The organism is Blattabacterium sp. (Mastotermes darwiniensis) str. MADAR, assembly GCF_000233435.1.
Classification (GTDB): Bacteria; Bacteroidota; Bacteroidia; order Flavobacteriales; family Blattabacteriaceae; genus Blattabacterium.
Map to the genome: position 1 here is coordinate 114,279 of NC_016146.1, position 14,808 is coordinate 129,086.

Consider the following 14,808-nt stretch of genomic DNA (forward strand, 5'->3'; position numbering starts at 1 on the left):
ATTCCAAATCCTAAAATATAACTTCCAAAATAATAGGATAGTAAAAAAGAGAAATAAAGGCTACCTAAAAAAAAAATAATTATGAAAAATATAAGTAAAAAAAAGTTCATGAATATTTCGGTCATTAGGGATACTATCACTTTTATAGCTTCATTTTGAAAGTATTCCAATTTTCTATTGATAAAATTTTTAATAAAAGTGAACATTAAAAAAAAACTTATTAAGTCCCCAATTCTTCTTCTACTTTGTCATTTTTATCATCTATTTTATTTTTTTTCCACTTTGATTCAAATTCAGATTTAATTCTATGTACCTTTTTTCCAATTTTTTTACTTATTTCTTGTAAATTATCTCTCAGTTCTTCTGTTTTTTTCCCTAGTATATTTTTAATTTTATGCTCTTTTTTTTGAGGATATAAAAGAATTCCTACTATTATACCTGCCATAGTTCCAAGAATAAAACCCCAAAAAAAACTTCCTCCTTTTTTCATAATAATGATTTTGTTAAATAAATAATAAACGAATAAATTTAATCATACAATATTTACGTACAAAATTGTCTTTGTTGATTTATGAAAATATTTTTCTATTATGTTAGATTTTCAAAAAAACTTCTCTCTAAGAAATTTTAATACATTTGGAATAAATGTTTATGCCCATTATTTTGTAAATGTGAAAAGTATAGGAGAGATACAAAAAACTTTTTGTAGATATCCTTATATTAAAAAATTTTTTTTGGGAAATGGAAGTAATATTCTTTTTTTAAAAAATTATTATCAAGGACTAGTAATAAAAATTGGGATAAAAGGGAAGAAAGTGATTAAGGAAACCAATTCTCAAGCAATTGTTCAAGCTTTTGCTGGAGAAAATTGGAATAAATTCGTAGGTTGGACTATAAAAAAAGGATTCATTGGTTTAGAGAATTTATCCTTTATTCCTGGTACAGTTGGGGCTTCCCCAATTCAAAACATTGGAGCCTATGGAGTGGAAGTAAAGGATACTTTATTAGAAGTAAAAGTCTATGAAACCGATAATGGAATAATAAAAAGTTTCACACGGGAAGAATGTAAACTGGAATATAGAAACTCTTTTTTTAAGCATCCACATTACAGAAATAAATTTATTGTTTTATCTGTTACTTTCCTATTAGGTAAAAAAAATAAAAAGTTGAATACATCCTACATTGAAATTAGAAAGGAATTAGAAAACATGAATATCAAACAACCTACTCCTTACGATTTAAGGAAGGCTATATTCAACATTAGAAAAAGAAAACTTCCAAAAAAAAAAATCGGAAATGCTGGTAGTTTTTTCATGAATCCTATAGTAGGAATACTGTATTTAAAAAGATTACAATATAAACATCCAACTATTACTTATTGGAAAAATAAAAATAAAGTAAAATTATCTGCTAGTTCCTTGATTGAAACAATAGGATGGAAAGGGAAAAAGATAGGGGATGTGGGGGTCTATGAAAAAAATCCTATAGTTTTAGTTAACTATGGAAAAGCTAGTGGGATGGATGTCTATTCTTTTTCAAAAAAAATAAATAAAGAACTCAAAAAAAAATTGGGTATTGTTTTACCCATAGAAGTAAATATCATAAAATACTGAAAATACTTTCTTTCTCCTTGAATTTTATTTACCTTTTCAATCTTTAAAAAAAAATTGGATCATCAATGACTTTAGAGACTTTATTAGAAAAATCAAAAAAATACATACAAAAAAAAATAAAATACATCCCTGATTTTGGAATAATATTATTGGGATATCAGTTTAATGAACTAATCGAAGAAATAAAAAATCCTATAGATATTTCTTACGAAGAAATCCCAGACTTAAAGGAAAAAAAAATCTATGTAAAATTTATTTTCGGAAAAATAGAAGAAAAAAAAGTAGTATTTTTTATCCCTTTGTATTCTTTCTATGAGGAAAATGGGAACAACCATTTTCCTATTCTTCTGTTTAAAAAAATGAGAGTGAATAAATTAATATTAATTAATATTTCTGGATCAGTGAATCCCAATTACAAAATTGGAGACATAATGTTGGTCAAAGACCATATCAATTTTTTTCCAGAAAGTTATGAAATGAAAAAAATATTAGAAAATAATAGGTTTTTTGGTATTACAGAAACATACGATCAAAAAATGCTGGAAATTGCAGAGAATATTGCGATGAATCATAATATCATTATACAGAAAGGGGTTTATGTCGCTTTTCCCTATCCAAATTATAAAACTACCGCAGAATATGCAATGATACGATCTATTGGAGGAGATAGTGTAGGAATGAATATCGTTCCATACGTAATCACAGCTAAATGGATGAATTTACGAGTATTTTCCATATCTATCATGGTCGGATTAGGGGAAGAACAAGAACATAATAAAAAGGGGTCTTACAATTGGATGACCTCCTTTTTTCAAGAAACAGCAAACTCTATTCCTATTCTAATATTAATGGTCAAAGAATTTATAAAATATTATGATAATTTTTCTATTATATTTTTAGTTATTTTTTCAAAAATTTTTTTTATTTGATCATTTTTTAAAACTACGGGAATCCCTAAATCAGAATATTCTCGTATTTCTTGTAACAGAGGGATCTCTCCAAGAAAAAAAATATTCATTTCATTGGCAAAATTTTTAACTCCATTTTTTCCAAATAAATAATATTTCTTTTTTGTTTCCTTCTCCTTCGTAAGAAGGAAAGACATATTTTCTATGATCCCAAGTATTGGAACCTTTATGGATGGAATACGAAACATTCCCACAGATCTATGGACATCTGATAAAGCAATTTTTTGAGGTGTACTAACAATAACAATCCCTTTTAATGAAATTTCTTGCAGAATAGATAAATGTATATCCCCTGTTCCTGGAGGTAAATCTACAATTAAAAAATCTAATAAACCCCAATTGGTTTCATGAATCAATTGTCTTAAAGCCTTAGTAGCCATTGGTCCCCTCCAAACAATGGCCTCCCCATATTTAGAAAAAAAACCTAATGATAGAATTTTAACCCCATAACTAGTTATAGGATTCATTCCATACAAACCCTTATTTTTTTTAATAATACAGGAATGTACCTTTTCTTCTTCTAGGTTAAACATTAATGGAATAGAAGGACCATAAATATCAGCATCTAATAAACCAACATGAAAACCCATTTTCATTAAAGAAACCGATATATTGGTGGATATCGTAGATTTTCCAACTCCTCCTTTTCCCGAAGCTACAGCTATTATATTTTTTATTCCAGGTATTTTTCTCTCAGTATCTTTATCTTCTAATTGAATTTCTATTTTTATACGTATTTTTTTGGTATCTATATTTTGATATTTTATACTTTTGTAGATATCTTTTTCTAATTTTTTTTTGATATGCATTGTAGGATTGTATAAACTTATATATATTCTTATTTCATCCTTAAATACATCTATTTTTTTTACTATTCCAGATTCAATAATATTTTTTTTATTTTCAATAATAAAAACATTTTCTAATGCTTTCTCAATTTTTTGTTTCATACAAAAAAAACAGTTATAACCAACCTATTTTCACAATAGTACAAAAAAAATGGATAGATTTAATTGATTTCTTAACAAGAAAAGTATGAATTTCTGGGAATATGTTTATTTTTAAAAAATTTCATTCTATGATTATTGTTTTTAGATGGGGACATTTAAAAACTATGTGGTTGGAAAAATTGATTCTTTCTACGAAAGAAAAAAGGTTTTTTTTATCTTTATCCAAAAAACGTAAAAAAGAATTTTTAGGAGTACGTTACGCTCTAAGATATATAGGAATCAACATGAATATTTTTTACAATGAAAAAAGAAAACCTTTTCTTTTTCCTCAAGAGAAATATATTTCCTTAAGTCATTCTTTTGACAAGATTGCTATAGCAATTAGCTCCTATCATATAGGAATAGATATAGAAAGAATAAGAAAAAAAATAGTAATAATAAAGAAAAAATTCCTTAGAGAAGATGAATCTCTTTTTATACATCCAAATTACGAAGAAGATTATCTTCATATCATATGGGGGGTTAAAGAAAGTTTATATAAGTTAGAAGGTGGTATTTCATCAAGTTTTTTAACTAACTATAAAGTATCTCCTTTTTTCCTAAAAAGCGATTCTTGCATATCCTGTTGGATTATGAAAGATTCTTATAGTAAAAGGTTTTCTGCTTTTTACAGAAAAATAGATGATCATTACCTAGTGTACATTATAGATAGATAATATGTTTGTATTCCCTTATCATAATAATATAAGTTTGGTTTCTATAATTTTAGAATTTATAGCTATAGGGTTTAGTATTTCTAGTGTTGTCTTTGCACAAAAAAATCATATATACTTATATCCAATAGGAATAGTGAGTACTACTATATACAGTTATTTAACTTTCGTTACTTCTCTTTATGGAGATTTTATTATTAATATATATTATACAGGAATGAGTTTTTATGGATGGTATATATGGATCTACAAAAAAGATAAAAAAAATAAAAAAATTTCTATAACCTTTTCCAATAAAAAAGATTATTTTTATACTGCTTTATTGTTTGTATTCACTTGTATTTTCAGTTCTATGGTTTATTCTTTCAATGGAAAAATTAAAAACAATTCCGATTGGATGGATGTATTTACAACGGGAATTTTCTTTTCTGGAATGTATCAAATGGCTATGAAGAAAGTAGAGAATTGGATATTTTGGATAGTTGGAAACATAATTTCTATTCCCCTTTATTTTTTGAAAGGTCTTGTATTAACAGGTTTATTATTTATTTTACTTACAGTATTGGCTATAGAGGGTTATGTTATCTGGAATAAAGAAGCAAAAAATTAAATATCTTGCGAATTTAATTGATGAACTACCTCATTGATATTGTCATATTCTATTTCTATTCTTTTTTTTATATTTTTCACTCGTATTTTATTTCTTTCTATTTCATTTTTCCCTATACTAATAGTAAATGGAATATTATTATCGTTGGCATATCTAAATTGTTTATTGATTTTCACAGAATTAGGATACAATTGAGTGGAAATTCCTTTTTCTCTTAAAAAATTTATCATATTGTATGCATATAAAACTTCTTCATCTCCAAAATTAATAAACAAAACCTTTGAAGGATAAATAGAAATTTTTTGGAATAAATTTTTTTTTTCCATAGATAAATAGATTCTATCCAAACCTAAAGAAACTCCTACTCCAGAAAGTTTGTTAATTCCAAAATATTTAGATAATTGATCATATCTTCCCCCTCCTCCAATAGAATTTTTAGTACGTAATCCATTATCTGGAAATATTTCAAATATGGTTCCTGTATAATAATTCATTCCTCTAGCTAAAGAAATATTCCATTCCAATTTTGTATTTTTTAAGGAAATATTTTTTATCTTTAGAAAGATAAAATTAAGATCTTTTATTCCTTTTTTTCCTCTTTTATAACCTTTGAATGCTGAATCTAAATATTCTATTTTTTTGGAAAAATCTTCTTTCATATCCAAAAAAAATTCTATTTTTTCAAAAGATTTAGAAGAAATACCTTTATGTAGCATTTCTTTTTTTACTAGATGTTTTCCTATCTTATTCCATTTGTCTAAAGATGTAGTAAAATCTTTCCATAAAGAATTTTCTATTCCAGAAATTTCCACTAATCCTCCTAAAATATCTCTATGATTAATATGAATAATTATAGGAAAATTTAGTTTGGTAAAAATTTCGTCACAAAGTTTAATTAATTCAATTTCTTGCCATAAGGAGTAAGGGGGGCCGGGGCCTATTATATCCGCATCGCATTGATAGAACTCTCTAAATCTTCCTTTTTGTGGTTTATCGGCACGCCATACTGGTTGTATTTGATATCTCTTAAAAGGAAAAACAATTTCATTTCTATGCATTCCTACATAACGTACAAAAGGAACCGTTAAATCATATCTAAGTGCTTTATTGGATACATGTTCGGTCAAAAATTTAGTAATAATATCCACTGTAATTTCTTTATTTTCCCTCAATAAATTTGAAATTACTCTTCTTAAAAGATCACCGGAATGCAGTAACCTAAACATTAGGGTATCTCCTTCTTTCCCATATTTTCCAATAAGAGTAGAAAGATTTTCAAAAGAAGGGGTTTCTATGGAATAGTAACCAAAAAGTTCAAATTTATTTCGAATAATTTCAATCAAATAGTTTCTTTTATTCATATCCACAAAAGAAAAATCTCTTGTCCCTTTTGGAATTCTAGGATTTTCCATAGAATTTATCTAAAAATTATTAATGTCTTCATTTTTACTTTTTTTATTATAATAAGAAAGAGGATGAGAACGTTTCCTCTTACTTGTCTTATTTTTTTCTTTGTAGTAAATAGGGAGATCAAAATGATCTTCCAACATATATCTTTTCTTTTCTCCCAAAGAAGAACTGGAATCATGATTAATAGATTTATTAAAAATATTTTCTTTTGGATTGAAATTGAAGGATTTCTTATTATGGATTCCTGAATCACTACTAATAGTTTTCTTTTTGTAATAAAAAGGTTCTTGAGAATAAGAATGTATTTCCTCTATTTTCGTTAATGTTTGTTTATAAGGTTCTTCTAACCTATGAAATATTTTTTTTTCTTCGTGATTAATAGCCCTTTGTACTTCCGTTGGAAACCCAGTTGCTACTATAGTAACTGAAATACTTTCTTCCAAATTTTCGTCTTCTCCAATTCCCATAATAATATTGGCATTGTTTCCCGCTTCTGCTTGTATATAATCACTGATAATTCCTATTTCATCTATAGTAATTTCAATTTTTCCTGAAACAATAAGCAAAAGAACATTTTTTGCTCCAGTTATCTTATTATCATTCAATAATGGAGAATCTAAAGCTTGTACAACTGCTTCCTTTGCTCTATTTTCGCCAATAGAAATAGCAGACCCCATAACAGCCGTCCCACTTTCTTTAAGAACCGTTCTAGTATCTCTTAAATCTATATTTTGTTTATAATGATGAGTAATGACTTCTGCAATTCCCTTAGCTGCAGTGGTAAGAACTTCATCTGCTTTTGAAAATCCTGCTTTAAATCCAAGATTTCCATACAATTCTCTCAATTTATCATTATTAATGACAATAAGAGAATCCACATTTTTTCTTAATGCTTCTATTCCTTTTTGAGCTTGTTGTAATCTCATTTTTCCCTCAAAATGAAAAGGAATAGTGACAATTCCTACAGTAAGAATTCCTTTTTCCTTAGAAATACCTGCAATAATTGGAGCTGCACCAGTTCCTGTCCCTCCTCCCATTCCTGCTGTAATGAAGGTCATTTTTGTATTAGAATCTAAAATACTTTTTATTTCTTCTAGACTTTCTAAGGCTGCTTTTTCTCCTATTTCTGGATCCGCTCCAGCACCTAACCCTTCTGTAATAGAAGCTCCTAATTGAATTTTTACTGGCACAGGATTATTATTCAACGCTTGAGAATCCGTATTACAAGCTATAAAATCTACACCAGTAATTCCTTGTTCAAACATATAACTTAAAGCATTACTTCCTCCACCTCCTACACCAATGACTTTTATAGCAGCTGAACGATTTTTCTGAAATCCAAATGGGACGTTCTCTTTTTTTTGTATAAAAATATTTTCTTTTTTCATTGTTTATTCTATTCTGTATCATTCAGTATTTTACGGAACTTATCCGCCCAAATTTCAAGAAAAGATTTAGATTTATTCTTATTTTTTTTCTTTTTTTTATCCTCTTTGTCCTCATTATGAGAATATCGACGTTTTTTATCGTATAATTTTGTATAGAATAATTCTGAAGTATTCTCTACATCATATTTGGATCCAATTTCAGTGCAAATATATTTTTTTTTATCTTCAAGTCCCTTGATCACTAAACCTATAGACGTCGCATATTCTGGATTGCTGATCATTCCATTTTCTCCTCCTGCAATATGTTCATTGGAATAACCTATACGAACATCCATTCCAGTAATATATTCTGTTAAAGGTCTAATATGTTTAAGTTGAGATCCTCCTCCTGTCATCACTATTCCTGCTATAAGCCGTTTTTTTTGTTCTTCATTCCCATAATTCTTTATTTCTATATTAACTTGTTCCAAAATTTCACCAACTTTTGAATGAATAATTTTGGAAAGACGTTTCAAGGTAATCTCCTTAGGTTCACGACCTCTTAATCCAGGAATGCAAACAATTTCTGTTTCTTTATTTTCTCCTGGCCACGCAGATCCAAACTTTATTTTTAGTAGTTCTGCTTGTCGTTCGATGATTAAACAATCCGTTTTAATATTCTCCGTAATTACATTTCCACCAAAAGGAATGACGGCAGTATGACGAATGATGTTATCTTTAAATATTGCAATATCCGTAGTTCCTCCTCCTATATCCACTAAAGCAACACCGGCTTCTCTTTCTTCTGTATTCAAAACAGCTTCTGCAGAGGCTAAAGGTTCTAAAGTAAGACCGGATAAATTCAATCCTGCAGCTTTTACACATCTTCCTATATTTCTAATTGAAGAAACTTGTCCTACTACTACATGAAAATTAGCCTCTAAACGACTTCCATACATTCCTATAGGTTCTCCTATTTCTGATTGACTATCGACTTTATATTCTTGTGGAAGTACGTGAATTATTTCTTCTCCTGGAAGCATAACTAGTTTATGTACCTGATCGATTAATTGTTGGATATCCTTCTGATTAATCACGTTTTCAAAATCTAATCTTGTAATATAATCATTGTGTTGTAGGCTTCTAATATGCTGTCCAGCAATTCCAACAATAACTTCTCTTATTTTTAAACCAGAACTATGTTCTGCCTCATTGACGGCTTCACGAATAGCTTCAATTGTCTGAGTGATATTGTTGACCACTCCTCTATGTACACCTATACTTTTAGATCTACCTATCCCTAAAATTTCAATTTTATTATATTCATTTTTCCTTCCTACCATAGCTACAATCTTTGTGGTCCCCACATCAAGACCTATAGCTATATCTTGATATTCCATAGACTTATCTTTTTTTTGCAACTACTTGGTCTTTATATTGTAAATCAATACTTTTGTATCGATTAATATCTATTTTATTTAGATACTGCTTATAAAAAGCTTTTAATTTATTCAATTTTATTTTAAAATCTTTTAGGTTTCCTAATATAATATGATGATTTCCTATTTTTGGAATTAAAATAAATAAATCGGTTTTTTTTATACCAATAATTTGGTTTTTCAATAACTCATCAGAGTTTATGGTTTGTACTAAATCAGATAAATGTTTTTTTTCTTCCTTTGAAAAGGATCCTTTTGCTAAAAGAACTTTTGAAGAATAAAAAGAAGAAAGCTTTAAATTTTCCGCATCTTTAGTAAGATAATATTCTTCATTTCCATTTTTTATTCTTAAAATTGGTTCCTTTTGCCAAACTTTAATATTTAGAATTCCATCTACACTAAGAAATACTTCAGATTTTTTTATAAAAGGGGAATTATTTAATTTTTGTTCCATTTTTAATATACACAATTGACCGATTTTTTTTTCAATTTTTTCTATTCTAGGAAATAGAATATTTTTAATAATTTCTTCATTCAAAAAATGATTTTTGGATAATGGATCAATGATAATATTTAATTTCTCTAAATTTCTATTTTTATGTATTTTTTGAGAAAAATAAAAAAAGAATATCATAAGACTCATATATAAAAAAAATAAAATAGGGATAAAGGGTCTTTTATATTTTTTCATTGATTTATCCATATTTTTTATGCAACCATTTTTTGATTGGTTGAATCAATGTATCTATATTTCCCGCACCTATTGTAAGTAGAATATCAAAATTCTTTTTTGGAATTATTTCTAAAACTTTGGATATAGTAGACAATTCTTTATTTTTATAATTCATTTTTATTTTATCTAATAAATTATTGGAACTAATGCCATCAATGGGTAGTTCTCTGGCTGGATAAATATCCAATAAAATTAAAAGGTCAAGATTTTCTAAACTTTTGGCAAAATCTTTTTCAAAGAATTTTGTTCTACTAAATAAATGAGGTTGAAAAATTCCTAATATTTTTTTATCCGGAAAACACTTTCTTATAGTACTAATCAATGCGTTAATTTCTGTAGGATGATGAGCATAATCATCTATATATATTTTTTTTCTAGATTTATAATGGATAGAATATCTCCTTTTAATCCCTTTAAATAAAAATAAGGATTTACGTATTTTTTCACTGTTTATTTTCAGATAATCAGATATAGCCAATGCAGCAGTCACATTTTTTAAATTATGCAAACCTGGAATAGGTAAGAATAGAGATTTCCATGTTTCTTTTGGAGTATGAAAATCGAAATACCATTTATTTTCTTTTATAGAAATATTATTCGAATAATAATCTCCTTCTTTTTCTTCTACAGAATAATGGATAACGTTGTTCTTAACATACGGAAAATATTCTTCTTCTTGACAAAGAAAAAGTTTCTTATATGGATTTTCTAGTTTATTGTAAAAGTCTACATAAGCCTTTATCAAGGCCTCTTTTTTAGGATAAGTATCTATATGATCTCTGTCTAAAGAGGTAATACATGCGATATTTGGAGATAAATATAAAAAAGAATGATCAAATTCATCGGCTTCTACCAAGAAAATTTCCGTTCCATTTAAAATAAGATTAGATTGATAATTTTCAGAAATTCCTCCTAAAAAAGCTGTAAACTTTTTTCCAGCACTATATAAAATATGTCCTAGTAAGGTACAAGTGGTTGTTTTTCCATGTGTTCCTCCTATAGCTATACAAGTTTTATTTTTTGTAATTAGAGCTAATACCTGAGAACGTTTTTTGATATTTTTTCCATATCTTTTTTTTAGAAAAATCCATTGTCTATGATTATCTGGAATAGATGGGGTATAGACAATTAAACATTGTGTAGAAGAAGAATTAATCCATTTGGGTAACATTTCTGTATCATCCTTATAATTTATGAATATTCCTTCTTTTTCTAATTCTGTGGTTAAAGAGGTCCTATATCTATCATAACCAGAAACTTTTTTACCCATAGAATGAAAATATCTTGCTAAGGAACTCATTCCTATTCCACCTATTCCTAAAAAGTAAAAGGCCTCAATTTTATTGAGATTCAATATCATAAAATAATCTGTAAAATTTCGTTGACAATATCGTTCGTTGCTTTAGGTTTTCCTAACTGTAAAATATTTCTGCTCATTTTTTTTTTCCTGTTAGGATCATTCAGGAGTTTTATAGTGGTATCCACTAATTTTTTATCTATTTCTTCATTTTTAATTATCATAGCCGCCTCTTTATCCTCCAATATTTTAGCATTTCTATTTTGATGATCATCTGAAGACCAAGGTAAAGGAATCAATATGTAGGGTTTTCCTATCAAACATATTTCTGATATGGTTAAAGCTCCAGCTCTAGACACAATAATATCTGCTGCAGCATAACAGATCGGAATATTTTCAATAAATTCCATTACAATAAAATTTTTATGATAGGAAAGTGTATGGTTTCTTTTTATTTTATGAATATCCATTCTTCCTACTTGCCAAATAAGTTGGATATCAAAATGTATCAATTTTTTTAACCCATTTATCCAAGCGTTGTTAATACTATTGGATCCCTGACTCCCTCCCATAGATAGAATAATAGGTCTATCCATTTTTAATCCTAAATAGAAACAAGCTTTTTCTCTACTAGGTAATTGTAATATTTCAGATCTTACTGGATTTCCAGTTATTATAGTCTTTTCCTTTGGAAAATATTTTTTCGATTCTTCAAAAGCAATACATACTTTCTTAGCATAAGAAGAGAATATTCTATTGGTAAACCCAGGAAAGGAATTTTGTTCTTGAATAAAAATGGGAATTTTATTTTTTTTTGCAGCATATAAAGTAGGAAAACTAACGTATCCACCTGTTCCAATAACTATATCAGGAGAAAACTTTTTTAAAATTCTCCTTGAGAAAAAGAAGCTATACATTAATTCCATAGATAAAATAAAAAATCCTGATAAAGAAAAAAATTTATCTCTTCCACCTGAAATACAAATCCCTTCAATTTTATATCCAAATTTAGGGATTTCTTGCATTTCCATATTATTTTTAGATCCAATAAATAAAATATTTACTTTTGGAATCTGTTTTTTCAGTTCATCTGCTATAGCTATTCCAGGATAGATATGTCCTCCTGTTCCTCCACTTACAATAATTATTCTAGGTGTAAAAATCTTATTCATTATTAATTTTTTTTCTTTGGTCTATAGGATTATCATATATGATTCTGCTAACACTAAGTATTATTCCAAAACTGAAAAATGTAACCCACATAGAAGTTCCTCCTGCACTAATTAGTGGTAAAGTTTGTCCCGTTACAGGAAATAAACCAACAGCTATTCCCATATTAATGAGTGCTTGATTAATAATAGGCAAACCTACAGAAAGGACCAATAAAGTACAAAAATAATTTGGGACTTTCGTAGCAATTACCATAATTCTAAGCAAAATAAGGATATAAATGAACAGAAGAAGTATCCCTCCAAAAGATCCATATTCTTCTATAACAATAGAATAGATAAAATCTGAAGAAGATTGTGGAAGGAAAGCCTTAAAAACGCTTTTCCCTGGTCCACGACCAAATTTATTGCCTAAAACAATAGCCATTTTAGATTGTTTTATTTGATAACTTTCTTCAGAATCCTTATCCAAAAAATTTTCTATACGATTTTTCCATGTATAAACTCGATTCATTGGTTTTTTTTCTCCCCATTTTATTACTGAGTAAATATATATTCCTGCTGCTACAATTCCCATCAATAAAATTCCTATAACCCCTGTAAAAGGATATCCTCCTATCAAAAGAATAATTAAAACTGAAATAAAAACAATTACAGCCGTAGAACCATTTGCTGGAAATATCAGTCCAAGAATGAAAAAAATAGGAAAAATTAAAGGAAAAAAGGAATGTATAAAGTTCATACGTTCTTTATTTTTGGATGCTAAATATCTAGCACAGTAAATAAAAAGAACTAGTCCAGCAATGTTGGAAGTTTGAAAGGATATATTAAGGATGGGAATATGCAACCAACGAGATGCATTGACCCCATCTAGTTCTTTTTCCTGGATGATTGTAAAAAAAAGCAAAACTAAAATTATAGGAATGGTAAGTATAGACATACGATAAAAATATTTATAGTCTATAAACTGAGTCAAAAAAAGAATGCAAAAACCAACTAGCAAAAAAAGAGCATGCTTGAATAAATAACGGAATACTGTATTTGTCCCTCCATACGTAGTAACTAAATTGGTACTGGCTGAATAGACTGGGAGAAAGGAAAAGATGGATAATAAGGTAATGAAAGCCCATAAATATCTATCTCCTTTTATATATCTATTCAAAAAAATATCTATTTTTCTCATAGAAAAGTTTTCTTACTTCTTGTTTAAATTTATGACCTCTTTCCTTATAATCTTTAAAAAGATTAAAGCTGGAACATGCAGGAGATAACAGAATATTATCTCCATGAATGGATAACAGATAAGCTATACGAACAGCTTGTCTAAGACTTTCTGTTTCCACCATAATATCAATAACATCTTGAAAAAAATTTACAAATTTTTTATTTTCCTTTCCTAAAAAAATTATGGCTTTCACTTTTTCTTTCACCAATGGAAGGAGTTCTTCATAATCATTGCCTTTATCTTGTCCTCCTGCAATCCATATCGTAGGAGCATTCATACTTTTCAATGCATAAAAAACGGAATTCACATTAGTAGCTTTAGAATCATTAATAAATTGTACTCCATTAATATTTAGTACTTTTTCCATACGATGTTCTATAGGGGTCAACTCTAATATAGTAGAAATGATTGATTTTTTTTGAACATTTAATGTCGATGAAACAAGAACTGCAGCCATAACATTGGATAAATTATGATCCCCTTTTAAAGGAATTTTTTCTACATTGAGAATACCTATTTCTTCTTGATTTTTATTCCGAAAAAAAATATGATTCCATTTTATATAAGCACCTACGTGTAACTTCTCTTTTATAGAAAAAGGAATACAATTGGATACAATTGGATATTTTTTAAATTCTTTTCTTATAATGGGATCATCATGATTATAAATAAAAATATCTTCCTTATTTTGATGAGTAGCAATTCTAAATTTAGAAAAAATATACTTTTCAAAGGAATTATTATATCTATTTAAATGATCCCTTGTAATGTTTAATAATACTGCAATATTTGAACGAAATTTGAAGCAATCATCCAGTTGAAAACTGCTAACTTCCAATACATAAACATCTTTTTTTTTATTTAGGACTTCTCGTGAAAAACTACGTCCAATATTTCCTGCAATTCCTACATGGATTCCCTCTTTTTTAAGAATTTTGTAAACTATGTGACTGGTAGTTGTTTTTCCATTACTTCCTGTAATGCTAATAATATAGGAAGTATTCCGATAATTTTTTCCAAATTCTAATTCAGAAACAATGGGAATCCCAAGATAATTAATTTTCTTGATCAATGGATCTTCTCTAGAAATTCCAGGACTCTTTATAACTTTGATAGATTTCTGAATAATTATATTTTCTGTATGTCCCTTTTCCTCAAAAGAAATTCCATTTTCTACTAAAATTTTTTTGTATTTATTGAGAATAACTCCAGAATCAGATACAAATGGTTTAAATCCCATCTTTTTAGACAATAAAGCGGCTCCTACCCCACTTTCTCCTCCACCCAATACAACGATTAAATTTTTTTTCATTA

General features: G+C 27.8%; 14 protein-coding genes. 4 read left to right on the plus strand and 10 right to left on the minus strand.

What is annotated here, in order from left to right:
- Window positions 1-220 precede the first annotated feature (220 nt).
- Entirely contained in the window at window positions 221-490 is a 270-nt protein-coding gene (locus MADAR_RS00535) for a YtxH domain-containing protein (protein WP_014158586.1), read from the minus strand.
- Between the two features lie 100 nt (window positions 491-590).
- On the opposite strand from MADAR_RS00535, the gene murB reads away from it, so the two are divergent.
- Both murB and MADAR_RS00545 read left to right on the plus strand, forming a co-directional pair.
- On the plus strand, window positions 591-1,613 hold the full coding sequence (gene murB / locus MADAR_RS00540) for a UDP-N-acetylmuramate dehydrogenase (protein WP_014158587.1): 1,023 nt from the start codon (window positions 591-593) through the stop codon (window positions 1,611-1,613).
- Between the two features lie 65 nt (window positions 1,614-1,678).
- Window positions 1,679-2,542 (plus strand): purine-nucleoside phosphorylase, encoded by an 864-nt coding sequence (locus MADAR_RS00545; protein WP_014158588.1) that lies wholly within the window; start codon window positions 1,679-1,681, stop codon window positions 2,540-2,542.
- On the opposite strand, the gene MADAR_RS00550 is transcribed toward MADAR_RS00545, so the two are convergent.
- Window positions 2,485-3,531 (minus strand): Mrp/NBP35 family ATP-binding protein, encoded by a 1,047-nt coding sequence (locus MADAR_RS00550; protein ID WP_014158589.1) that lies wholly within the window; start codon window positions 3,529-3,531, stop codon window positions 2,485-2,487. The two genes, MADAR_RS00545 and MADAR_RS00550, sit on opposite strands and share 58 nt — an antisense overlap.
- Before the next feature lie 101 nt (window positions 3,532-3,632).
- On the opposite strand from MADAR_RS00550, the gene MADAR_RS00555 reads away from it, so the two are divergent.
- Entirely contained in the window at window positions 3,633-4,247 is a 615-nt protein-coding gene (locus tag MADAR_RS00555) for a 4'-phosphopantetheinyl transferase superfamily protein (protein ID WP_041177985.1), read from the plus strand.
- Between the two features lies 1 nt (window position 4,248).
- Complete coding sequence (gene pnuC, locus MADAR_RS00560) at window positions 4,249-4,854, plus strand: nicotinamide riboside transporter PnuC (protein WP_014158591.1); 606 nt, start codon at window positions 4,249-4,251, stop codon at window positions 4,852-4,854.
- On the opposite strand, the gene hisS is transcribed toward pnuC, so the two are convergent.
- Genes hisS through murD form a run of 8 tightly spaced genes read right to left on the minus strand, consistent with a single transcriptional unit; the run spans window position 4,851 to window position 14,806 of the window.
- Window positions 4,851-6,266 (minus strand): histidine--tRNA ligase, encoded by a 1,416-nt coding sequence (gene hisS / locus MADAR_RS00565; RefSeq protein ID WP_014158592.1) that lies wholly within the window; start codon window positions 6,264-6,266, stop codon window positions 4,851-4,853. The two genes, pnuC and hisS, sit on opposite strands and share 4 nt — an antisense overlap.
- Window positions 6,267-6,275: 9 nt before the next feature.
- The gene (gene ftsZ / locus MADAR_RS00570) at window positions 6,276-7,652 is read right to left on the minus strand and encodes a cell division protein FtsZ (protein WP_014158593.1); all 1,377 of its coding nucleotides are present in this window, start codon (window positions 7,650-7,652) and stop codon (window positions 6,276-6,278) included.
- 8 nt (window positions 7,653-7,660) lie between these two features.
- On the minus strand, window positions 7,661-9,031 hold the full coding sequence (gene ftsA / locus MADAR_RS00575) for a cell division protein FtsA (RefSeq protein ID WP_014158594.1): 1,371 nt from the start codon (window positions 9,029-9,031) through the stop codon (window positions 7,661-7,663).
- A 4-nt stretch (window positions 9,032-9,035) separates the two neighbouring features.
- Window positions 9,036-9,761: a cell division protein FtsQ/DivIB gene (locus MADAR_RS00580; protein WP_014158595.1), complete on the minus strand. Its 726-nt coding sequence runs from the start codon at window positions 9,759-9,761 to the stop codon at window positions 9,036-9,038.
- A gap of 4 nt (window positions 9,762-9,765) precedes the next feature.
- The gene (gene murC / locus MADAR_RS00585; protein ID WP_041178020.1) at window positions 9,766-11,157 is read right to left on the minus strand and encodes a UDP-N-acetylmuramate--L-alanine ligase; all 1,392 of its coding nucleotides are present in this window, start codon (window positions 11,155-11,157) and stop codon (window positions 9,766-9,768) included.
- A 2-nt stretch (window positions 11,158-11,159) separates the two neighbouring features.
- Window positions 11,160-12,272 carry an undecaprenyldiphospho-muramoylpentapeptide beta-N-acetylglucosaminyltransferase gene (murG, locus tag MADAR_RS00590; protein ID WP_014158597.1) on the minus strand — a complete coding sequence of 371 codons (1,113 nt, stop codon included), beginning with the start codon at window positions 12,270-12,272 and terminating at the stop codon, window positions 11,160-11,162.
- A complete protein-coding gene (locus MADAR_RS00595; RefSeq protein WP_014158598.1) occupies window positions 12,265-13,452 on the minus strand; it encodes an FtsW/RodA/SpoVE family cell cycle protein in 1,188 nt (395 codons plus the stop codon). Before MADAR_RS00595 ends, murG begins: the two co-directional genes overlap by 8 nt.
- A complete protein-coding gene (gene murD, locus MADAR_RS00600; protein ID WP_014158599.1) occupies window positions 13,424-14,806 on the minus strand; it encodes a UDP-N-acetylmuramoyl-L-alanine--D-glutamate ligase in 1,383 nt (460 codons plus the stop codon). The genes MADAR_RS00595 and murD overlap by 29 nt, the downstream gene beginning before the upstream one ends.
- Window positions 14,807-14,808 lie beyond the last annotated feature (2 nt).

What these genes read in the sequence shown, in the direction of transcription:
- MADAR_RS00535 (WP_014158586.1), bottom strand. Translation starts at nt 490, where the DNA reads ATGAAAAAAGGAGGAAGTTTTTTTTGGGGTTTTATTCTTGGAACTATG.
- murB (WP_014158587.1), top strand. Translation starts at nt 591, where the DNA reads ATGTTAGATTTTCAAAAAAACTTCTCTCTAAGAAATTTTAATACATTT.
- MADAR_RS00545 (WP_014158588.1), top strand. Translation starts at nt 1,679, where the DNA reads ATGACTTTAGAGACTTTATTAGAAAAATCAAAAAAATACATACAAAAA.
- MADAR_RS00550 (WP_014158589.1), bottom strand. Translation starts at nt 3,531, where the DNA reads ATGAAACAAAAAATTGAGAAAGCATTAGAAAATGTTTTTATTATTGAA.
- MADAR_RS00555 (WP_041177985.1), top strand. Translation starts at nt 3,633, where the DNA reads ATGTTTATTTTTAAAAAATTTCATTCTATGATTATTGTTTTTAGATGG.
- pnuC (WP_014158591.1), top strand. Translation starts at nt 4,249, where the DNA reads ATGTTTGTATTCCCTTATCATAATAATATAAGTTTGGTTTCTATAATT.
- hisS (WP_014158592.1), bottom strand. Translation starts at nt 6,266, where the DNA reads ATGGAAAATCCTAGAATTCCAAAAGGGACAAGAGATTTTTCTTTTGTG.
- ftsZ (WP_014158593.1), bottom strand. Translation starts at nt 7,652, where the DNA reads ATGAAAAAAGAAAATATTTTTATACAAAAAAAAGAGAACGTCCCATTT.
- ftsA (WP_014158594.1), bottom strand. Translation starts at nt 9,031, where the DNA reads ATGGAATATCAAGATATAGCTATAGGTCTTGATGTGGGGACCACAAAG.
- MADAR_RS00580 (WP_014158595.1), bottom strand. Translation starts at nt 9,761, where the DNA reads ATGAAAAAATATAAAAGACCCTTTATCCCTATTTTATTTTTTTTATAT.
- murG (WP_014158597.1), bottom strand. Translation starts at nt 12,272, where the DNA reads ATGAATAAGATTTTTACACCTAGAATAATTATTGTAAGTGGAGGAACA.
- MADAR_RS00595 (WP_014158598.1), bottom strand. Translation starts at nt 13,452, where the DNA reads ATGAGAAAAATAGATATTTTTTTGAATAGATATATAAAAGGAGATAGA.
- murD (WP_014158599.1), bottom strand. Translation starts at nt 14,806, where the DNA reads ATGAAAAAAAATTTAATCGTTGTATTGGGTGGAGGAGAAAGTGGGGTA.